Consider the following 20,805-nt stretch of genomic DNA (forward strand, 5'->3'; position numbering starts at 1 on the left):
GGGTCACCGAGTGGAATCAGTGGGTCTGCTTGACGATCCGTTCCTGGTTCACGTCACCCTCGGCCAGCGCCGCATGCTCCTCGTGGCCGGCCGCGACGAGCTTGCTGTCGCCCTCGCCGAAGAAGCCCTGCTTGAAGTCCCTGATCGCCGACTTGAGCGCCTCGACCGTGTCGTCCTCGAGGAGGTTGGTCTGCGCGAGCGTCGTGAGGATCGAGGTGCGGTGGCTCAGATACTCGAGGAAGTCCGCCTCGAAGCGGCGAACATCCTCGACGGGGACGTCATCCAGATGACCGTTCGTGCCGGCCCAGATGGACACGACCTGGTTCTCGACCGGGAACGGCGAGTACTGGCCCTGCTTGAGCAGCTCCATGAGGCGGGCGCCACGGGTCAGCTGCTGGCGCGAGGCGGCGTCGAGGTCCGACGCGAACATCGCGAAGGCCTGCATGTCGCGGTACTGCGCGAGGTCGAGCTTGAGCGTGCCGGAGACCTTCTTCATGGCCTTGACCTGGGCGGAGCCACCGACGCGCGAGACCGAGATGCCGACGTCGACCGCGGGACGCTGGTTGGCGTTGAACAGATCGGACTGGAGGAAGATCTGGCCGTCCGTGATCGAGATGACGTTGGTCGGAATGTACGCCGAGACGTCGTTGGCCTTCGTCTCGATGATCGGGAGGCCGGTCATCGAACCGGCGCCGAGCTCGTCCGAGAGCTTCGCGCAACGCTCGAGGAGGCGAGAGTGCAAGTAGAACACGTCGCCCGGGTACGCCTCGCGTCCCGGCGGGCGGCGGAGGAGGAGGGACACGGCACGGTACGCCTCGGCCTGCTTCGAGAGGTCATCGAAGATGATGAGGACGTGCTTGCCGCCGTACATCCAGTGCTGGCCGATGGCCGAGCCGGCGTACGGAGCCAGGTACTTGAAGCCAGCGGGATCGGAGGCCGGGGACGCGACGATCGTCGTGTACTCGAGCGCGCCGTTGTCCTCGAGGGTCTGCCGCACGGCCGCGATCGTCGAGGCCTTCTGGCCGATGGCCACGTAGACGCAGCGGACCTGCTTCTTGACGTCGCCCGAGGCCCAGTTGGCCTTCTGGTTGATGATCGTGTCCACCGCGATGGCGGTCTTGCCGGTCTGGCGGTCGCCGATGATGAGCTGGCGCTGGCCGCGGCCGATCGGGATCATGGCGTCGATCGCCTTGAGGCCCGTCTGCATCGGCTCGTGGACCGACTTGCGCTGCGTCACGCCGGGAGCCTGGAGCTCGAGCGCGCGAGTGGACTCAGCCGCGATCGGGCCGAGGTCGTCGATGGGCTGGCCCAGCGGGTCCACGACCCGGCCGAGGAAGGCGTCACCGACCGGCACGGAGAGGATCTGGCCGGTGCGGTGCACCTCCTGGCCCTCCTCGATGCCGGCGAACTCGCCGAGGATGATGACGCCGATCTCGCGAACGTCGAGGTTCTGGGCGAGGCCCAGGACGCCGTTCTCGAAGCGCAGCAGCTCGTTGGCCATGACGGACGGAAGGCCCTCGACGCGGGCGATGCCGTCGGCGGCCTGCATGACGCGGCCAACCTCGACGCGATCGGCCGTGCCGGGTTCGTAGGACGCCGCGAATTCGTTCAGTGCATCGCGGACGTCGTCGGCGTTGATGGTCAATTCGGCCATCTGCAGTCCCTGCTCTCTAGATCTCGTGGTCATCATCGGTGCAGTACTGGCTGTGATGACCGGATTTGTCTGGTTCGAAGTGTGCTGTAGCCGTCAGCCGGCCTGCCCCGCGAGCTGGCGGCGCAGTTCGGTGAGCCGGGCGAGCGTCGAGGCGTCGAGCACCTCATCGCCGACCGTCACGCGGACGCCGCCCAGAAGCTGGGGGTCGACCGTCGTCGTGATCTTGAGTTCGCGGCCGTAGAGCCCGTTGAGCCCGCCCTGAAGGCGGTCGAGCTGGTCGTCGGTCAGCGGACGCGCGACGGCGACCTCGGCGATCCAGCGCTCCTGACGCTTCGCCGCGAGGGCCGCGAAGCGCTTGACGAGCACGGTGGACTTGAGGCCCCTGGGCTCGGCGGCAGCTTGGCCGATGAGCAGCCGGGCCTCGGCCGACGCCCCGCCGGCGAGCTTGAGAGCCAAGGCCCTCTTCGCCTGGGGCGCCGCCTGCGGCTCGCTGAGCGCGGCCTGGAGATCATGGCTGTCCTCGACCACGCGGATGAACGAGAACAGATCGTTCTCGAGCTGCTCCAGTCCACCCAGTCCGGGCTGTCCGGCGCCCTGCTCCGCCACGGCAATGGCCACAGTCGCTGCCAGGGTTTCGAGTGCATCGCTGACGTCGCGGGAATCCGCCCAGCGCAGCGCGGCGAGACGCGACACGATGTCCACCGCCTGAGCGGAAACCTTGCCCGCGAGGAGCCGCTGGACCAAGGCCGACTTGTCGTCTCCCTCGCGAGAGGGGTCCGTCATCGCCCGGCGAAGACCCGCCGACGCGTCGACGGTCCGGAGGACGCTGAAGAGCTCCTCCGACAGCGACAGCGACGCCGAGGGCAGCATGGTCTCCAGGTCCGCCAGCGCGCTCGCCAGCGATTCGCTCGATACTCCTGCCATTACTTCGCCGCACCTGCGTTCTGGGCTTCCAGGTCCGCGAGGAAGCGGTCAACCACGCGCGACGCACGCGCGTCGTCGTCCAGGGACTCGCCGACAATGCGGCTCGCGAGGATCGTCGCCATCGAGCCGACCTCGGAGCGCAGCGAGACGAGGGCCTGCTGGCGCTCGGCCTCGATCTGCGCGTGGGCCTGCTCGGTGAGGCGAGCGGCCTCCGCCGACGCCTTCTCCTTGAGCTCGGCGAGGATCTGGGCCCCCTCGGCGCGCGCCTCCTCGCGGATGCGGTTCGCCTCGGTCCGGGCGTCGACAAGCTGCTGCTTGTACTCCTCGAGAGCGGCGGAGGCCTCGGCCTGCGCCTTCTCGGCCTTGGCGATGCCGCCTTCGATGGCCTCAGCGCGGGCGGCGTACGTCTTTTCGAACGCCGGCACCACGAACCGCACCACGATGAAGAGCAGGATCGCGAAGCCGATGGCGGTGACGAGCACCTCCCACCAGTTCGGCGCAAGCGGGCTCGGCGCGCTTTCGGTAGCGGCGTGCACCATGAGCTGATGCATGTGCACCACCCTCCTATCTACTGGGTTGCTTCGGTCTCAGGCTCGGATTGCCCCGATTTACTTCAGGACGAACGCGAACACGAGACCGAGGATCGCGAGCGCCTCGGTCAGAGCAAGGCCGAGGAACGCGAGCGGCTGGAGAACGCGCTGCGCCTCCGGCTGACGAGCCACGCCGTTGATGTAGGCCGCGAACACGAGGCCGACACCGATGGCACCGCCGATGGCGGACAGGCCGTAGCCGATGAGGTTGATGCTGCCGTTGATCGTGCCGTTCATTGATTTTCCTTTCAATCGCCCGCAGGCAGGTTGATGGGGTTGGGTGCTCCCCCGAGGGGAATTCTCAGTGGGCGTCCGCCGCGACGGCGCCCTGGATGTAGATGGCCGTGAGGAGGGTGAAGACGTAGGCCTGGAGGACCATGATCAGCGCCTCGAGCATGTACATCGCGATCGCGCCGACGAGCACGAGGATGCTCATCCCCTTGAGGAGGAAGCTCTCCTGCAGCACGAGGAACGCGATGCCCGAACCCGCGAGGGCTATGACGAGGTGTCCGGCGAGCATGGTCGCGAAGAGACGGAGGCTGTGCGTCATCGGGCGGACCACAAAGTTCGAGATGATCTCGATCGGTACGACGATCGGCATGATGTACCACGGGACGCCGGTCGGGACGACCGCGAGCTTGAGGTAGCGGAGGCCGAAGCGCTTGAGGCCCACGCCGATCCAGATGACATAGACGAGGCCCGCGAGGAAGTACGCGCCGCCGACGTGGGACATCGTGGGGAGCTGGAAGAACGGGACCGCGCCGTAGATGTTGTTCACGAGGATGAAGAAGAAAAGCGTGAACAGGAGCGGCACGAAGGTCATGAAGTCCTTGCCGCCGATGACGTCCTTGCCGATGCCGTTGCGGACGAAGCCGTAAGCGATCTCACCGAGGAACTGCAGCCTGCCGGGGACGAGCTGCCGCTTGCGGGAGGCAGCGATGAAGAACCACGCGATGAAGGCGACGGAGAGCAGGACCAGAAGCATCTGCTTGTTGAAGCCTTCGTCCGCGCCCCAAGGCAGGATTGCGGGGAGGTGCAACTCTTCGAGCGTGGGAGGGGTGAATGTGCCGTTGTCGGCGGCCGGAAGCGTGAGCGGGGTCAACGCATTTCCTCTCTTGCAGTGTCCTTCATCGGGCAGGTGCCGGGGCGAGTGGCTTCAACCCCCACATGTGAAATTGTCGGTCGCTCCATCACGGCTTTCCGTCCCCCTCGGCCTCGTTGTCGGGAGGGTTGGATTTCGCTGAACGGCGTTGCTGCGTGAAGAGTCCGTGCTTGCCGGCGAGGTACAGACCACCGACAATCCCCAGCAAGGCTCCAACGAGCACGATCCAGCGGGTTTTCAGGAGAGTGTCCAGCCCCCACCCTATCAAACTCCAGACAATGATCCCGCCAATGATGTAGCTGAAGACGGCCATTCCGGCGTTGTAACCGCCGTCACCTTCGGGCTGGGGCTGGCCCGCCTCGCGGTCCTTCTTCGGCTCAGCCACGGGACCCTCCAGGGGTCGACGGCGGGGTGTCCGCGGGGCCCGACGGTGAGGCGCCTGGAGCGCCGTCGTCCTCGGGGTCGTTGAAGATCTGGAGCCGCACTCGGCTGAAGCCCCACAGCTCGGCGACCTGCCACACGACGACGGTCGCGATCCCCGTCCCGCCGAACCACGGCGGGTTGATCCACGCGGGCGTCCCGATCCACAGGAGGAGGGCCGCGAAGCCGACGATCTTGATGAGGTAGACGACCGCGAACACCCCAATCGCGCCGGCGGGATTGGTGCGCCCCACGACGTGCCCCACGAGGAGGCTGATGGCGAAGAAGGCGATGACGACGACGGCGGCGAACAGAACGCTGCCCGCGGCCGCGGCGCCCGTGGCGATCCACGCGACGGCGGCGAGGACGACGGCGAGGCCTCCTGCCGCGACCGTGCACACCAGCGCAAGGCGCAGCCAGATCGAGGAGAACGTGGCGACGCCTGCGGGACCGGCTGGCCGGCCGGGGCGTGAGGGCGTGCTGTTCATCTAGTACCGTTCGTCGGCGGCCCCCGTCGAGGATTTCCCTCGATGCGGTGCCGGCGTGGGTGTGGGTGCGTAAGGATTCTACATGAGATAGAACTCAGTGGCCGACGCTGGATCGCCAGGCTCCCCCGCCGCGCGAGCAGCGCCATTGCCACGCCGCGACCCCGGTCTGGGACACGGCCCACGCGGCCCCGCACACGCCGAGCGAGAGCCAGTACCAGCCCTGATCCGACCACGTCGGGGAGCCCACCACGAGCAGGGCGATCGCGAGCGCGACGACCTTCATGAGCACGTCGGCCACGAGCGTACGGCGGCGGAACGGGAGCGCGGGGGCCGCGAGGTGAAGGATCACGACCGACGTCCCACCGCACAACGCGACGACCGCGAACGCCAGGAACGTCGAGTACAGAAGGGGCACTCCCCCGGTCGCGAGCCCCGTGAAACCGAGCGCCGTTGCGGTGGCGACCGTCACCGCAAACGGCCTCGTGAGCCGCTGGACCCAGGCACTTGAACGGAGCCACACGCGCCGCACGGGGCTTGCGGACACGCTCTCCCGCACCCACGGATGCATCGTGAGGAAGCCGACCGTCGGCAGCACCACGATGTTGACGATCGTGAGCGGGACCCATGGCACGAACGCGTAGGCGACCCCGCCGAACGCCACGAACGCCGTCCACACGTACATGACGGCGACGGCCTGACGGTGGGTGTAGCCGAGATCGAGCAGCTTGTGGTGCACATGCTCGCGGTCGGGCGAGAACGGCGAGCGCCCGCTGGCGGTGCGCCGCAGAACGGCGAGCACGAGGTCCAGGAACGGGAGCATCATGACCACGATCGGGAGCACGACCGGCACGAATGTGGGGATGCCCTCCGCGCGATCGTAGAGGCCCGAGGCGACCTGCCCGGTCGCGACGACGGCGCCCGTCGCCATGACGAGGCCCAAGAGCATCGACCCGGAGTCGCCCATGAAGATTTTGGCCGGATGCGCGTTGTGCGGCAGGAACCCGAGGCAGATGCCAACGAGCAGCGCCATGAGCAGGGTCGAAAGATCCGTGTAGTTCGGCAGGAGCGCGTTGCGGTGCACCCAATAGGCCGTGAGGAAGAACGCGAGCCCGCCGATCGCGGCCACGCCCGCCGCGAGTCCGTCGAGACCGTCGACGAAGTTGATCGCGTTGACGGTGAGCACGATGAGGAACATCGTGAGCCCGATCTGGAGCCACTCCTGCGGGACGGGGATTGAGCCGAGCGGCACGAACGTGACGCGCGGTCCCCACACCGCCACGATCCCGGCCGCCACAATCTGTCCGGCGAGCTTGACCCAGCTGTTGAGCTCTACGACGTCGTCGACCGCGCCGAGCGCGACGATGAAGAGCGCTCCCCCGAGAACGGCCCACGTCTGCGGGGTGTCGAAGAAGATCGAGCGGATCCATACCGTCTGCGAGGCTGCCCAGAACGCGACCGCGAATCCCGCGAGCATCGCGATGCCGCCGAGTCGGGGTACCGAGCGCGTATGGACGTCGCGCTCGCGCACCGGGGAGACGACGCCGAACCTGAGGGCCGCCGATCGAACGATGCCGGTCGTCGCGTACGTGACGATCCCGGCCAACATGGCCACGAGGACGTAGATGAACATCTTCTCAGCCGGCGGCCTTTCCGCGCCCCGGTGCCGCCGCGAGGGTCGGGAGCTCGGTGAACGCCGTGCGATAGCCGCGCCGCCGCACCTGCGTGGGCACGAGCCGGTATGCGCCGCGGACCAGGACGTTGCGCGCGAAGCCAACCGGCCCGATGTACCCCGCGCCCAGCATGCGGCGCTGAAGGCGCAGCTCGGCCGTGAGCATCCGCGAACCACCTCGCCGCGCGTACGCGCCGTCGCTCACGCGGTAGAGGACCAGGACGTCGGGGACGTTCGCGCCGAGGCTCCCGCGGTGCAGCATGCGGGCCCACAGCCAGTAGTCCTCCATGCCCGGGACCCCCTGGTACCCGCCGGCGGCGCGGACCGCCGAGACGCGGTACATGACGCTCGGGTGGTTGAACGGGGTGCGGAAGTCGAGCTGCGCCATGATCTCGCGGTGAGTCACGGGCACGGGGCGGCTCGCGAGGTGATGGGCCTCGTCGTCGCCGATTTCCGCGATGGCCGAGCCCACGATGTCGTAGCCCTCGTCGAGCAGCGCGAGCTGCCGCTCGAAGCGCTCGGGCAGGGCGACGTCGTCCGCGTCCATGCGGGCGACGACGTCGTGGCGGCACCGCTCGAGGCCCGCGTCGAGCGCTTCGGCGAGCCCCACGCCTTCGGCGAGCCGCACGACGTCGACCGGGAGGCGCTCCGAGCGCTCGGCTTCCTCGAGCACGCGCTCGATCTCCTCGCCGACCGGGCCGTCGCGCACGATCACGAGCTGCGCGGGCGGCACTGTCTGGTCCACAGTCACGGAGTCGACCGCGCGGCGCACGCGGGCGGCGGTGTCCCCCGCATAGACGGGCAGGAGCACCGCGAACTCGGGCAGGGCCCGGGCTTCCCGTTGCGCCGTCACGTCCGCGGGGTCCGCACCCTGCGGACGTGACGGCGCAACGTCGAGGGTGCCCTCGGGGAGGCCGCCCACGGGGGCGAGCACCGCCGCGTTCGGCCGGGGCGGGCCGGACAGTCCCTCGCGCAGCCCCTCGAGGCCGGCCTTCAGGACCACTCCACGGCGCGAGCTGTTCCGCACCATGACGCCCCAGCGCCGCAGCGTCGCGGCGCCGTAGAGGGCCTTCTCCACGGGTGCGAGCGCGGGCGAGCGGAAGAATGTCCAGACCTTGTTGCGGACCTCGAAGCGGAACCGCTCGCCGACGTCGACCGTGTGGGAGTCGTAGGCCTTCGTGTGGTGCTCGACCACGGAATCCAGGCTCGCGAGCGCGAGGCGGCGGCGCGCGAGCCGCGCCGTGAACTCGAAGTCGTCGTTCCAGAGGAAGAAGTCGGCGACGGGGAGGCCGAGCGCGCGGATCGCCTCCGCGTCGACGAAGAGCGAGACGAACGACGCCGAACGCACCACGCGCGCGCGGCGCACCGCGGCGAACGTGCGGTCCTCGGCCGAGGCATCCCAGCGATCGCGCATCGTGTTCATGGGGTGATCGCGCCCATCAGACCACACGACCCGGCTTGCGATGAACGCGGGGCGATCCGTCTCGGTGCACGAGTCCCACAACTGCACAGCCTCGGAGAGCGTGCCCGCGAGGGGCACCGTGTCGTCGTCCATGATCCACACGAGGTCGGGGCTGTGGCGCGCGAGCGCGGCCGCCATGCCCACCGCGAAGCCACCCGCACCCCCCGTGTTCTGGGCGAGCCGCACGAGTTCGTACTCGAACGGCAGCTCGACGGATTCGAGGTAGTCGCCCGAGCCGTCCGTCGACGCGTTGTCGACGACGACGAGGGCGTCGGGAAGCCGATCCCCCGCCGCGAGCGCCGCGAGCGAACGCTCGAGGAGCTCGCGGCGGTTGTAGCTCACGACGACGGCGACGACCCGCGGAGCGCGCGGCTCAATCACGCGGCTTCTCCGCGGGAGCCTCGGCGGGCTTTGCCTCGGGCTCGGGAGCCTCGGCGGGCGTTGCCTCGGGCTCAACGACCTCGGGCTCAACCGGCTCGGCGGGCGCTGCCTCGGGCTCGACCGGCTCCGCGGCTTCAGCGGGCTGCGCCTCGGGCTCGACCGCCTCGGCGACCTCGCCGAAGCCCAGGATCTCCGGATCGACCTCGCGCAGCGCCTCGAGGCTCAGCCCGCCCTGGCGCACCACGCGGAGCCGCTCGCCCGTGCAGTCCACGATCGTCGAGGGAAGGCCCTCGGCGCCCTCGGCGGGGCGCACGCCGTCGTCGAGATAGACCTCGACGGACTCCGCGAGCTGGTCGAGCGCGTTCCCGGCGGAGAGAGCCGCCGGCTGGCCCGTGCGGTTCGCCGACGAGACCGCGAGCGGACCCGTGATCGTCAGGAGGGACTGGGCGATCTCGTCGGCCGGGATGCGCAGGGCCACGGTGCCGTACGTGTCGCCGAGGTCCCAGGTGAGGGACGGCTGGGCGTGGAAGATGAGCGTGAGCGGGCCCGGCCAGAAGCGCTCGGCGAGGCGGCGGCCGGCGTCGGGAACGTCCGCTGCGAGGCCGTCCATAGTCTGCAGCCGCGGGATGAGCACGGGCGGCGGCATCGAACGCCCGCGGCCCTTCGCCGCGAGGAGCGTCGCGACGGCCTGCGCCGAGAACGCGTCGGCGGCGATGCCGTACACGGTGTCGGTCGGCATCACCACGCACTGCTTGGCAGCGATGGCGCGCTGGGCGTGGGCGAGGCCTTCGGCCCGCCGTTCCCGGTCGGTGCAGTCGTAGGTCGAGGTCACGGCCCCAATTCTTCCACGCGCGGGCGCGAGCTCCGGACAGCGGTCGTGGCTCGGGGGCGCCCGTTGAGGTCGCGATGCGAGGCGACACCGGTCCACGCCGGATCCGCGGCGAGACGCGCCGAGAGATACTCGGCCTGGACCTCGGCGTGTTCCATCGCGAAGAAGCCGCCGGGGCGCAGCAGGCGCGCCGCGGACGCGATCGCGGCGCGCGGAACGTCGAGGCCCTCCTCTCCCCCGCCGTAGAGTGCCATGTCCGGATCGTGCTCGGCGGCCTCGGGCTCGCGCGGGACCATCCCCTCCGGGATGTAGGGCGGGTTGCTCACCACGACGTCGACGGCCCCGTTGAGCTCGGGGAAAGCCGTGCGCAGGTCGCCGAGCACGAGCTCGACCCGGCCGCCGACCTCGGGCAGGGACACGTTGCGGGAGGCCCAGGCATGCGCGAGCTCCGAGAGCTCGACGGCGTGCACGCGGCTCGACGGACACTCCGCGGCGATCGACGCCGCGATCGCGCCCGAACCCGTGCCGAGATCCACGACGACCGGATGGGCGAGGCCCTTCTGGCCCCCGATCCAGTCGAGGGCGAGCGTCACGAGCGTCTCCGTCTCCGGCCGCGGGACGAACACTCCCGGGCCGACGCTCAGCCCGAGCTGCCGGAAGTGCGCGGTCCCCGTGAGGTGCTGGAGCGGGACGCGCTTGGCCCGCTCGTCCACGAGGTCCCAGAAGCCCTCCGGTACGGGGGCGCCGAGGACCGCGAGGGCACGCAGCCGGCCGAGCCCGCACCCGAGCAGGTGCTCAGCGAGGAGCTCAGCGTCCGCCCGCGGACTCGGGACACCCGCCTCGGCGAGCACCGCCGTCGCCCGCCGCAAGGCCACGCCGAGATCTTCGCTTTGCTCCTTGGGGGGCTCCCCAGCGGGGGGCTCCCCAGCGGGGGGCTCCCCAGCAGGGGGCTCCCCAGCGGCGGACTCAGCGGGGTCCCCCGAAGAGGCCCGCACGCTCACTCCCCGATCGCGTCGAGGCGGTGCTGCTCATCCATGTCGATGCACGACTGGATCACCGGCGCGAGATCGCCGTTCATGACGGCATCGAGGTTGTACGCCTTGTAGCCCGTGCGGTGGTCCGCGATGCGGTTCTCAGGGTAGTTGTACGTGCGGATGCGCTCGGAGCGGTCCATGGTGCGGACCTGCGACTTGCGCACCTCGGCGTTCTCGGCCTCGATCTGCTCCTGCTGGTGAGCGAGGAGCCGCGAGCGGAGCACGCGCATCGCGGCCTCACGGTTCTGCAGCTGCGACTTCTCGTTCTGCATCGCGACGACGATGCCCGTGGGCAGGTGGGTGATGCGCACGGCCGAGTCGGTCGTGTTCACGGACTGGCCGCCTGGTCCGGACGAGCGGTACACGTCGATCTTGAGATCGTTCGCGTTGATCTCGATCTCCTCGGGCTCGTCCACCTCGGGGAACACGAGCACGCCCGCGGCGGACGTGTGGATACGGCCCTGCGACTCGGTGACCGGGACCCGCTGGACGCGATGCACGCCGCCCTCGTACTTGAGGTGCGCATACACGCCCTCCGCCGGGTCGTTGGACGAGCCCTTGATCGCGACCTGGACGTCCTTGTAGCCGCCGAGGTCCGATTCCGTCGAGGACAGGATCTCCGTCTTCCAGCCCTTCGACTCCGCGTAGCGCGTGTACATCCGGAGCAGATCGGCCGCAAACAGCGCCGCCTCGTCGCCGCCCTCGCCGCCCTTGACCTCGAGGATCACGTTCCGCGCGTCGTTCGGGTCGCGCGGGATCAGGAGGCGGCGCAGCTTATCCTGGGCCACGGCGAGGGACTCCTCAAGCTGCGGGACCTCAGCGGCGAACTCGGGATCCTCGGCGGCCATCTCGCGCGCGGCCTCGAGATCGTCGGAGAGCTGCTTCCAGCGGGTGTGGGCGTCCACGATGCCGTTGAGCTGGGCGGAGCGGCGTCCGAGCTTTCGCGCGAGCGCCTGGTCCTGGTAGACCGCGGGGTCGCTCAGCTGCTTCTGCAGGTCGGCGTGCTCGTCCAGCAGTCCTTTCACGGACTCGAACATGTGTGGGCCTTTCGTGGGCGGTGACTTGGGTGCGTTGGGTGGGGGCGGGGAGGGGCGGCTGCGGGCGGGCTTAAAAACCACGACGGCGGCCGGCACCGGGTGTCCGGGCCGGCCGCCGTGCGGCGCGTCAGTGCCTGTCGTTCTCCGACTTGGAGGCGAGCGTCGTCTTCTGCACCTGCAGGAGGAACTCGATGTTGGACTGCGTCTCGCGAATCTTCGACGTGAGCAGTTCGAGGGCCTGCTGCGTGTCGAGGCCCGAGAGCACGCGGCGCAGGCGCCACATGATCTTGACCTCGTCCGAGGAGAGGAGGTTCTCCTCGCGGCGCGTGCCGGACGCGTTGACGTCCACGGCCGGGAAGATGCGCTTGTCCGCGAGCTGGCGGGACAGGCGGAGCTCCATGTTGCCGGTGCCCTTGAACTCCTCGAAGATCACCTCGTCCATCTTGGAGCCCGTCTCGACGAGCGCGGTCGCGATGATGGTGAGCGAGCCGCCGTTCTCGATGTTGCGCGCCGCGCCGAAGAAGCGCTTCGGCGGGTACAGCGCGGCCGAGTCGACACCACCCGAGAGGATGCGGCCGGACGCCGGGGCCGAGAGGTTGTACGCGCGGCCGAGGCGGGTCATCGAGTCGAGGAGCACCACGACGTCCATGCCCATCTCGACGAGGCGCTTGGCGCGCTCGATCGCGAGCTCGGCGACCGTCGTGTGGTCGTCGGCCGGCCGGTCGAACGTCGAGGCAATGACCTCGCCGCGGACCGAGCGCTGCATGTCCGTGACCTCTTCGGGCCGCTCGTCGACGAGGACCATCATGAGGTGGACCTCGGGGTTGTTGACGGTGATCGCGTTGGCGATGGACTGCAGGATGAGCGTCTTGCCGGCCTTCGGCGGGGAGACGATGAGGCCGCGCTGGCCCTTGCCGATCGGGGCCACGAGGTCGATGACCCGCGGGCCGATCTTCTTGGGGTCGGTCTCGAGGCGGAGGCGCTCGGACGGGTAGAGCGGGACGAGCTTGGTGAACTCGACGCGGCCCTTCGTGTCCTCCGGGTTCTTGCCGTTGACGGTCGTCACGCGGACGAGCGCGTTGAACTTCTGGCGGCCGCCCTGGCCCTGGCGGTTGTCCTCGCCGTCGCGCGGGGCGCGGATCGCGCCGACGACCGCGTCGCCCTTGCGGAGGCCGTACTTCTTGACCTGCGCGAGCGGCACGTACACATCGTTCGGGCCCGGGAGGTAGCCGGACGTGCGGATGAACGCGTAGTTCTCGAGGACGTCGAGGATGCCGGCCACGGGCACGAGGACGTCGTCCTCGGTCAGTTCGGTGTCGTCGACCTCGGGGCCCTGGTTGCGCCCACGGCGGCGCTCGTTCCGGTCGCGGAAGCGGTCGTTGCGACCGGTGTCCTCGCGATCACGGTCACGCCCGCGGCGGTTGCGACGGCTCCGGCGGCTTCCGCCCTCCTCGCCCTCCTCGTCGCGGCGCTGGTCCTGCTGACCGCGCTCCTGCTGGCCGCGCTCCTGCTGGCCGCGGTCCTGCTGGCCGCGCTCACGGCCGCGACGGCGGCCCTCGCCGCCCTCGGCCTGCTGCCCCTCCTGCGGCCCGGCCTCCGTGGGTGCCTGGGCAGGCGCCTCAGCCGGAGACTCGGCCGGAGCCGACTCGGCGGTCGCCTGCGTGGCCTCGGCAGCGGGGGCCTCCGTCACGACGCCATCACCGGACGCGCGGCGGTTGCGGTTGCGGGTGCGCGTCTGGCGCGGCGCCTCGGCGGCTTCGGCCTCGGGCGCGGTCGGGGCAGCGGCAACCTCACGAGAGGCGGCCTCGACCTGAGCCGACTCGACCTGAGCCGACTCGGCGTGAGCCTGGGCCTCGGCGGTCGGCGTCACGACGCCGTCGCTTCCCGCGCGGCGGCGGGTCCGCCCGCGGCCACGGGCGGGTGCAAGAGCTTCCTCGCCGGAGGCCGCCGCGACGACGGCCTCCTGCAGCGCCGAGGCCTGGGCCTCGGCCTGCTCGGCGGGCTTGGCCGCGGAGGCGCTGCGGCGCACCACGGGCTCGCCCTTCTGGTGCGCGGAGATGGCGGCCACGAGGTCGCCCTTGCGCATGCGGGAACCGCCGGTGATACCCAGCTGGGAGGCAAGTGCCTGAAGCTGCGCGAGCTTGAGGCCCGCAATGCCCTTGGATTCGCCCGCTGCGGGCGTGTCCACTGCTGGGTTCAGCTCAGTGGTCTGTGTCACGAAGGATCCTTCCCCGTCGACTGCGCCGCTGAGAGAAACGGCGCATCGTGTTGATGACCGCAATCAGAAGCGCGGTCAGTATGGCTGCTCCGACGCGCCAGAACGGGCGTACGGAGCACACTGGTGGTTCGCCCCAAGCGAACGGAGGAGGCAGCGCCTCTGCGACGGCGGCAAAGCGACTGACCGGCTGCGGAGCTAGGTAGGGACGGCATTCGAAGCGGAGAGGCCGGCCCACGGGGTACTACGGAGAGCAGCTGCGTCTGAGAGTTGGCCCTGTGGGCGAAAGCTACCGCGAATGCACTTCCACTTTAGCACCTTCAACGTCGACCGTTAGACGCATGACACGCCACGTCGTCGCGCGCTCCGGGGCGTAGCGCGACGCGGAGTCCGCGCCGGCCTCCGCGCGGGCAAAGCGTTCGACGGCGGCCTCCACCTCGTCTGCCTCGGCCCCGCCGCCCGCAAGAGCCAGGACGGTAGGCCCGGCGCCGGACACGACGGCCGCGTGGCCCTCGCCCCGGAGCCTGCGGATGAGCGCCGCGCTCGGGCGCATCGCGGACGCGCGGTAGCCCTGGTGCAGGTAGTCCTCGGTCCCCGGGAGGAGCAGCGACGGGTCCTGCGTGAGGGCGTGGACGAGCAGCGCCGCGCGGCCCGAGTTCGCCGCCGCGGCACTGTGCGGAACCGACGAGGGAAGGAGCGACCGCGCGAGCTCGGTCGAGAGCTCGTAGTCAGGGACGGCCACGATCGGCACCACGTCGCGGTGCACGCGCGCCACCGCGGTCCGGAACGCCGCGCCGTCCTGCCAGGACAGCGCGAGCGAGCCGAAGATCGCGGGCGCCACGTTGTCCGGATGCCCCTCGATCTCGCTGCACAGCTGGAGCACCCAGTGCCGGTCGGGGCGGACCTCCGCGTCCACGAGTTCAACGGCAACCAGCACCGCCGCGACGGTCGCGGACGCCGACGAGCCGAGGCCGCGCCCGTGCGGGCTCACGTTCACCGCGGAGAGGCGCAGGCCCGAGCGGCGGTAGCCGAGCCGCTCGAGCGCGGCATCGATCGTCCGGACCACAAGGTGGCTCGCGTCCCGTGGGAGAGTGTCCGCACCTTCGCCGCTCAACTCGAAGGCGAGTTCGTCGCCGTCGAGCGTTTCGACGCTCACGGTGTCGTAGAGCGACAGCGCGAGCCCAAGGCTGTCGTAGCCGGGCCCGAGGTTCGCGCTGGTCGCGGGGACGCGCACCGTGATGCGCTGCCCGGCCGCGACGGTACGCAGGGAGGCCGCCGCGGCCGGCGTCTGAAGGCTCATGGGGCCTACGGCTCCAGCCCGAGCGCCGAGGCGACGCTCACAACGTCGTTCGCGACCTTGACCGGCTCGACCTGCCCGCCGCCCTCGGTGCGGAGCGCCCACTGCGGATCCTTGAGGCCATGACCCGTCACGGTGCACACGATCGTCTTCCCGGACGGGACCAGGCCGGCCTCGTGCTGCTTGAGGAGGCCGGCGACGCTCGCGGCCGATCCCGGCTCCACGAAGACGCCCTCCTTCGCGGAGAGCCAGCGGTGGGCGGCGAGGATCTGCTCGTCGGTCACAGCGTCGATGAGGCCGCCCGACTCGTCGCGGGCCGCGATGGCGGTGTCCCACGACGCGGGGTTGCCGATCCGGATCGCCGTCGCGATCGTCTCGGGGTTCGTGATGGGGTGGCCAGCCACGAACGGCGCGGCGCCAGCGGCCTGGAAGCCCCACATGACGGGCAGCCTGGTGGAAACCGCAGGGAGCGTGCGCTCGTCGCCCGAGGCGTCCCCGGCGCCCTCCCCCGAGGTGTAGACGGTGTCCTTCGCGTACTCCTTGTAGCCCTTCCAGTACGCGGAGATGTTCCCGGCGTTGCCCACCGGCAGGACGTGGATGTCCGGCGCATCGCCGAGCGCGTCGACGATCTCGAACGAGGCCGTCTTCTGGCCCTCGATGCGGGCGGGGTTGACCGAGTTGACGAGGAACACAGGGTACGCCTCGGCGAGCTTGCGGGCGATCTCGAGACAGTCGTCGAAGTTGCCGTCGACTTGGAGGAGCGTCGCGCCGTGCGCGATGGCCTGGCTCAGCTTGCCCATGGCGATCTTGCCCTCGGGCACGAGCACCGCGCATGTGAGGCCCGCCGACGTCGCGTACGCGGCCGCAGACGCGGACGTGTTGCCGGTCGACGCGCACACCACGGCCTTCGCGCCGGCCGCGACGGCCGCCGTCATGGCCATCGTCATGCCGCGGTCCTTGAAGGAGCCCGTGGGGTTCATCCCCTCGACCTTCAGGTACACGTCGGAGCCGGTGAGGGCCGAAAGCTTCTGCGCGTACACGAGCGGCGTGCCGCCCTCACCGAGGGTGATGACGCGGGTCGCCTCGGTGACGGGCAGACGGTCGGCGTATTCGCGGATGACTCCGCGCCACTGGTGGGCCACTAGACTCCTTCGACTCGGAGGACGCTCGTCACGGATTCGACGACGTCGAGGTTCTTGATGTCGGCGACGGTCTCGGCGAGGGCCTTCTCCGACGCGCGGTGGGTCACGAAGCGCAGCTCCGCACGGCCTTCGCCGGAGCCGGGCTCGCCGCCGTCGAGCGTCTGGCGCATGGCCTCGATCGAGACGCCGTGCTCGGCGAAGACCGCCGCGACGCGGGAGAGCACGCCGAGCTGATCGGCCACCTCGAGGCCGATGCTGTAACTCGTCGTGACGGCCTCGATGCCGAGCACGGGCAGCTTGCGCGTCGCGGTGTCGGTCCGGCCCGGCGCGCCGGCGACGATGCGGCGGGCGGTCGAGACGAGGTCGCCCATGATCGCCGAGGCCGTGGGACGCCCGCCCGCGCCGGCCCCGTAGAACATGAGCTCGCCGGCGTTCTCGGCCTCGACGAACACCGCGTTGAACGCACCGCGCACCGCCGCGAGCGGATGCTCGCGCGGCAGCAGCGTCGGGTGCACCCGCACGCTCGCCCCCTCAACACCATCAGGGGTCTCGACCAGCTCCGCGATCGCGAGCAGCTTGATCACCAGGCCCGAGTCCTTCGCCGCCGCGATGTCCTCCGCCGTCACGCCCGCGATGCCCTGGCAGCGCACGTCCTCGAGCGCCACCGGGGTGTGGAACGCCAGCGTCGCCAGCAGCGCCGCCTTCGCCGCCGCGTCGTGCCCCTCCACGTCCGCCGTCGGGTCCGCCTCCGCATACCCGAGCCGCTGCGCCTCCGCGAGGGCGTCCGCGAACGCGGCCCCGGTCGTGTCCATCTGGTCCAGGATGTAGTTCGTGGTCCCGTTCACGATCCCCAGCACCCGCGTGATCCGGTCCCCCGAGAGGCTCTCCCGGATCGGGCGGATGATCGGGATCGCGCCCGCGACCGCGGCCTCGAAGCTCAGCTCGGCGTTGTTCCGGTCCGCCTCCTCGAACAGCGCCGGCCCGTCCTGGGCCAGCAGGGCCTTGTTCCCCGTCACGACCGAGGCGCCCTTGCGCACCGCCCGCAGGATCAGCGACCGAGCCGGCTCGATCCCGCCCATGAGCTCCACCACCAGGTCCGCCGAGTCCACCAGCGCCTCCGCGTCCACGCTGAACAGCCCCCGCGGGAGCTCCACGTCACGCTGAGCGTCCGGGTCCCGCACCGCGATCCCCGCCAGCTCCAACCGGGCCCCAGCCCGCGCCGCGAGCACCCCCGCGTCCTCGAGCAGGATCCGAGCCACCTGGCTCCCCACCGTCCCACACCCCAAAAGCGCCACCCGCAGCACCGCGGGATCGACGAGCTGCGCCGCGGGCCGCGGCTGGGTCTGAGTCTCCGTCATCCGGTCTCCCATCGAAGAGGTCACACTCCCATGTCGCGGGAGAGCAGATCCTGTTCAGTCTCCCCTCGGACGATCCATCGCGCCGAACCGTGACGCACTGCGACGACGCCCGGGCGCCCCACGTAGTTGTAATTGCTCGAGAGCACCCAGCAGTACGCGCCCGTTCCGGGCACCGCGACGAGGTCGCCGCGGCGGACGTCCTCGGGGAGGTACACGTCGCGCACCACGATGTCGCCGCTCTCGCAGTGCTTGCCGACCACGCGCGTGAGCTGCGGCGCGGCGTCCGACGCGCGTCCGGCCAGCACCGCCGAGTAGTCGGCGTCGTACAGGACGGGGCGCGCGTTGTCGCTCATGCCGCCGTCCACGGAGAGGTAGCGCCGCACCGCCGTCGCGGTGGCGCCGGAGGCGGGCACATCCACCAGGACGTCCTTCGTGGTCCCAGCGCGGTACAGCGTGAACGCGGCCGAGCCCACGATCGCGCGGCCCGGCTCGATCGAGATGCGCGGCGGCGTGATGCCGAGCTCACCGCACGTCGAGCGGACGACGGCGGCGAGCGCCTGCGCGATCTCCGCGGCAGGGCGCGGGGTGTCCGAGGGCGTGTAGGCGATGCCGTGCCCGCCGCCCAGGTCGAGCTCGGGGAGCGCGAGCGAGTACGTCGTGCGCATCGTCGCGAGGAACGTCAGGAGCTTCACCGCTGCCACCTCGAAGCCCTCAGGCTCGAAGATCTGCGATCCGATGTGGCAGTGCAGGCCCAGCAGCTCGACGCTGTCGTGCCCGGCTGCGGCGGCCACGGCCTCCTCGGCCGCGGACGCCGCCGCGGCGGCCTCGGCGCGGAAGTCCGCACTTGCGGTCCCAGGGGCCATCGACAGCCCGAACTTCTGGTCCTCGTGCGCGGTCGCGATGAACTCGTGCGTGTGCGCGTGCACGCCGGGCGTGAGCCGCAGCATGACCTTGGCGCGCACCTCGCGCCGCTCGGGGTCCTGGTCGGCACGGGCAGCCGCGATCGCCGCGACGCGCTCGAGCTCGTCGAGGCTGTCCACGACGATGCGGCCCACGCCCATGTCGAGCGCGCGCTCGATCTCGGCGTCTGACTTGTTGTTCCCGTGGAGGCCCAGCAGCTCGCCCGCGAGCCCGGCCTTCGCCGCGACGGCGAGCTCGCCGCCCGAGCACGTGTCGAGCCGCAGACCCTCCTGGGCCACCCACGAGGCAACCGCGGAGCTCAGGAACGCCTTGCCCGCGTAGTAGACGTCCACGCCCCCGCACACGTCCGCGAACGCGCCGTCGAACGCGTCCTTGAACGCGCGGGCGCGCGCCCGGAAGTCGTCCTCGCTCAGGACGAAGAGCGGCGTGCCGAACTCCTCGGCGAGCTGCGCGACGCCGATTCCGCCCACGGCGAGCTCGCCGCGTGAGGTGCGCTCGACGTCGTACGCCCACAGCTTGGCCTCGAGCGCGTTGACGTCGGCGGGCACCTCGAGCCATGCGGGGGCCAAGGGCGAGCCGGAAGCGCCGGGCACCCGGATCAGGGTCTCGTTCGACACGGTCACATCCTCTCCGGCGCCGAGACGCCCAGCAGGTCGAGGCCATTCGCGAGGACCTGGCTCGTCGCGTCGTTGAGCCACAGGCGCGTGCGGTTGAGGTCCGTGATCTCCTCGTCGCCCTGCGGCGCGATGCGGCAGTTGTCGTACCACGAGTGGTAAGCGCTCGCGATCGTCTCGAGGTGGCGGGCCACGCGGTGCGGCTCGCGGAACTCGGCGGCCTTGCCCACGATCGACGGGTAGGCCGCGAGGTGGGCGAGGAGCTCACCCTCGGTCGGGTGGTCGAGGAGCGAGGCGTCGAACGCCTCGCGCCCGTCTGCCACGCGCTCGACGCCGGCCTGCACCGCGTTGCGCGCCGCGCCGCGCGAGCGCGCGTGGGCGTACTGGACGTAGTAGACCGGGTTCTCGTTCGAGTGCTTCCGCAGGAGCTCGGGGTCGAGCGTGAGCGGAGAGTCCGCGGGGAAGCGCGCGAGCGAATAGCGCACGGCGTCCTTGCCGAGCCAGTCGATGAGGTCCTTGAGCTCGATGATGTTGCCCGCGCGCTTCGAAAGTTTGGCCCCATTGACCGACACGAGCTGGCCGATGAGGATCTCGATGCTCGTGTCGGGGTCGTCGCCCGCGCACGCGGCGATGGCCTTGAGGCGGTTGACGTAGCCGTGGTGGTCGGCGCCGAGCAGGTAGATCTTCTCGGGGAAGCCGCGGTCCTTCTTGGAAAGGTAATACGCGGCGTCGGCGGCAAAGTAGGTCGGCTCGCCGGTCGCGCGGACGAGCACGCGGTCCTTGTCGTCGCCGAAGTCGGTCGTGCGGAGCCACACGGCGCCGTCGAGGTCGAAAACGTGGCCCTGCTCGCGGAGGCGCCCAACCGCCGCCTCGATCGCCCCCGAGTCGTGCAGTCCGTCCTTCTCCGAGAAGTAGACGTCGAACGAGACGCCGAAGGCCGCGAGCGTCGCCTTGATGTCGTGCATTTGGGCCTCGTAGGCGGCGTGGCGCACGATCGGCAGCGCCGCGTCATCGGTGAGCTCGCGCACGTCGGGGTGCTGGGCGAGGACGTCGTGGCCGAGGTCCACGATGTACTGCCCCGGGTACCCGCCCTCGGGAACCGGGCGGCCGTGGAGGCGGGAGAGCACCGAGTTCGCGAAGACGTTCATCTGGCTGCCGGCGTCGTTGATGTAATACTCGGCCGTGACGTCCGCGCCCGAGGCGCGCAGCACGCGGGCGATCGAGTCGCCGAGCGCGGCCCAGCGCGTGTGGCCGATGTGCAGGGGCCCGGTCGGGTTGGCCGAGACGAACTCCATGTTGACCAGGTGCCCTGCGAGGGCGTCGTTGCGGCCGTAGTCCGGCCCCGCCTCGACGATCGCCTTCGCGAGCGCGCCCGCGGCGGCGGCCTCAAGCGTGATGTTGAGGAAGCCCGGCCCAGCGACTTCGACGCTCTTGATGCCCTCCAGTGACCCGAGGCGGGAGGCGAGGATCTCGGCGAACGCGCGCGGGTTCATCCCGGCCTTCTTGCCGAGCTGAAGGGCGATGTTCGTGGCCCAGTCCCCATGCTCCCGGTTCTTGGGTCGCTCCACGCGGATCTCGTCCGGCACATCCACGGCGATGTCGCCGGCGCTCACGGCGTCGGCAAGGCAGGCGGAAATGGCTGAGGAGAGTTCTTCGGGAGTCACGAAC

The 20,805-nt window shown here is 70.4% G+C and carries 18 protein-coding genes; all 18 read right to left on the reverse strand.

Annotated features, from left to right (window positions below; all coding sequences use genetic code 11):
• Positions 1-16 precede the first annotated feature (16 nt).
• The 18 genes from atpA to argS all read right to left on the reverse strand — a co-directional run bounded on the left by atpA (position 17) and on the right by argS (position 20,801).
• On the reverse strand, positions 17-1,654 hold the full coding sequence (gene atpA, locus ACOKR1_RS13810) for a F0F1 ATP synthase subunit alpha (protein ID WP_422933582.1): 1,638 nt from the start codon (positions 1,652-1,654) through the stop codon (positions 17-19).
• Between the two features lie 93 nt (positions 1,655-1,747).
• Entirely contained in the window at positions 1,748-2,578 is an 831-nt protein-coding gene (locus ACOKR1_RS13815) for a F0F1 ATP synthase subunit delta (protein WP_422933583.1), read from the reverse strand.
• Positions 2,578-3,129 carry a F0F1 ATP synthase subunit B gene (locus ACOKR1_RS13820; RefSeq protein ID WP_415854427.1) on the reverse strand — a complete coding sequence of 184 codons (552 nt, stop codon included), beginning with the start codon at positions 3,127-3,129 and terminating at the stop codon, positions 2,578-2,580. The genes ACOKR1_RS13815 and ACOKR1_RS13820 overlap by 1 nt, the downstream gene beginning before the upstream one ends.
• 57 nt (positions 3,130-3,186) lie before the next feature.
• Positions 3,187-3,405 (reverse strand): ATP synthase F0 subunit C, encoded by a 219-nt coding sequence (gene atpE, locus ACOKR1_RS13825; RefSeq protein WP_043119941.1) that lies wholly within the window; start codon positions 3,403-3,405, stop codon positions 3,187-3,189.
• 64 nt (positions 3,406-3,469) lie between these two features.
• The gene (gene atpB, locus ACOKR1_RS13830) at positions 3,470-4,270 is read right to left on the reverse strand and encodes a F0F1 ATP synthase subunit A (protein ID WP_422933584.1); all 801 of its coding nucleotides are present in this window, start codon (positions 4,268-4,270) and stop codon (positions 3,470-3,472) included.
• An 88-nt stretch (positions 4,271-4,358) separates the two neighbouring features.
• A complete protein-coding gene (locus ACOKR1_RS13835) occupies positions 4,359-4,655 on the reverse strand; it encodes an AtpZ/AtpI family protein (RefSeq protein WP_422933585.1) in 297 nt (98 codons plus the stop codon).
• Complete coding sequence (locus tag ACOKR1_RS13840; RefSeq protein WP_422933586.1) at positions 4,648-5,178, reverse strand: hypothetical protein; 531 nt, start codon at positions 5,176-5,178, stop codon at positions 4,648-4,650. The genes ACOKR1_RS13835 and ACOKR1_RS13840 overlap by 8 nt, the downstream gene beginning before the upstream one ends.
• A gap of 94 nt (positions 5,179-5,272) precedes the next feature.
• Positions 5,273-6,808, reverse strand: a complete 1,536-nt coding sequence (locus ACOKR1_RS13845; RefSeq protein ID WP_422933587.1) for an MraY family glycosyltransferase — start codon at positions 6,806-6,808, stop codon at positions 5,273-5,275.
• A 4-nt stretch (positions 6,809-6,812) separates the two neighbouring features.
• Entirely contained in the window at positions 6,813-8,690 is a 1,878-nt protein-coding gene (locus ACOKR1_RS13850; protein WP_422933588.1) for a glycosyltransferase, read from the reverse strand.
• On the reverse strand, positions 8,683-9,522 hold the full coding sequence (locus tag ACOKR1_RS13855) for an L-threonylcarbamoyladenylate synthase (protein ID WP_422933589.1): 840 nt from the start codon (positions 9,520-9,522) through the stop codon (positions 8,683-8,685). The genes ACOKR1_RS13850 and ACOKR1_RS13855 overlap by 8 nt, the downstream gene beginning before the upstream one ends.
• Positions 9,519-10,394 (reverse strand): peptide chain release factor N(5)-glutamine methyltransferase, encoded by an 876-nt coding sequence (prmC, locus tag ACOKR1_RS13860; RefSeq protein WP_422933590.1) that lies wholly within the window; start codon positions 10,392-10,394, stop codon positions 9,519-9,521. Before prmC ends, ACOKR1_RS13855 begins: the two co-directional genes overlap by 4 nt.
• Before the next feature lie 122 nt (positions 10,395-10,516).
• Positions 10,517-11,590, reverse strand: a complete 1,074-nt coding sequence (prfA, locus tag ACOKR1_RS13865) for a peptide chain release factor 1 (protein ID WP_422933591.1) — start codon at positions 11,588-11,590, stop codon at positions 10,517-10,519.
• 127 nt (positions 11,591-11,717) lie between these two features.
• Positions 11,718-13,808, reverse strand: a complete 2,091-nt coding sequence (rho, locus tag ACOKR1_RS13870; RefSeq protein WP_422933592.1) for a transcription termination factor Rho — start codon at positions 13,806-13,808, stop codon at positions 11,718-11,720.
• A gap of 286 nt (positions 13,809-14,094) precedes the next feature.
• Positions 14,095-15,105, reverse strand: a complete 1,011-nt coding sequence (gene thrB / locus ACOKR1_RS13875) for a homoserine kinase (RefSeq protein WP_422933593.1) — start codon at positions 15,103-15,105, stop codon at positions 14,095-14,097.
• A gap of 5 nt (positions 15,106-15,110) precedes the next feature.
• Positions 15,111-16,244, reverse strand: a complete 1,134-nt coding sequence (thrC, locus tag ACOKR1_RS13880) for a threonine synthase (RefSeq protein WP_422933594.1) — start codon at positions 16,242-16,244, stop codon at positions 15,111-15,113.
• A complete protein-coding gene (locus ACOKR1_RS13885; RefSeq protein ID WP_422933595.1) occupies positions 16,244-17,602 on the reverse strand; it encodes a homoserine dehydrogenase in 1,359 nt (452 codons plus the stop codon). The genes thrC and ACOKR1_RS13885 overlap by 1 nt, the downstream gene beginning before the upstream one ends.
• Before the next feature lie 20 nt (positions 17,603-17,622).
• Positions 17,623-19,122: a diaminopimelate decarboxylase gene (gene lysA / locus ACOKR1_RS13890; RefSeq protein ID WP_422936652.1), complete on the reverse strand. Its 1,500-nt coding sequence runs from the start codon at positions 19,120-19,122 to the stop codon at positions 17,623-17,625.
• A 20-nt stretch (positions 19,123-19,142) separates the two neighbouring features.
• Entirely contained in the window at positions 19,143-20,801 is a 1,659-nt protein-coding gene (gene argS, locus ACOKR1_RS13895; protein ID WP_422933596.1) for an arginine--tRNA ligase, read from the reverse strand.
• Between the last annotated feature and the right edge of the window lie 4 nt (positions 20,802-20,805).

The sequence above is a fragment of the Sinomonas sp. P47F7 genome, assembly GCF_049332655.1.
Classification (GTDB): domain Bacteria; phylum Actinomycetota; class Actinomycetes; order Actinomycetales; family Micrococcaceae; genus Sinomonas.

Bases quoted from the DNA above. Each gene is read 5' to 3' on its own strand.
- atpA (WP_422933582.1), bottom strand. From the start codon at position 1,654: ATGGCCGAATTGACCATCAACGCCGACGACGTCCGCGATGCACTGAAC.
- ACOKR1_RS13815 (WP_422933583.1), bottom strand. From the start codon at position 2,578: ATGGCAGGAGTATCGAGCGAATCGCTGGCGAGCGCGCTGGCGGACCTG.
- ACOKR1_RS13820 (WP_415854427.1), bottom strand. From the start codon at position 3,129: ATGCATCAGCTCATGGTGCACGCCGCTACCGAAAGCGCGCCGAGCCCG.
- atpE (WP_043119941.1), bottom strand. From the start codon at position 3,405: ATGAACGGCACGATCAACGGCAGCATCAACCTCATCGGCTACGGCCTG.
- ACOKR1_RS13840 (WP_422933586.1), bottom strand. From the start codon at position 5,178: ATGAACAGCACGCCCTCACGCCCCGGCCGGCCAGCCGGTCCCGCAGGC.
- ACOKR1_RS13845 (WP_422933587.1), bottom strand. From the start codon at position 6,808: ATGTTCATCTACGTCCTCGTGGCCATGTTGGCCGGGATCGTCACGTAC.
- prfA (WP_422933591.1), bottom strand. From the start codon at position 11,590: ATGTTCGAGTCCGTGAAAGGACTGCTGGACGAGCACGCCGACCTGCAG.
- thrB (WP_422933593.1), bottom strand. From the start codon at position 15,105: ATGAGCCTTCAGACGCCGGCCGCGGCGGCCTCCCTGCGTACCGTCGCG.
- ACOKR1_RS13885 (WP_422933595.1), bottom strand. From the start codon at position 17,602: ATGACGGAGACTCAGACCCAGCCGCGGCCCGCGGCGCAGCTCGTCGAT.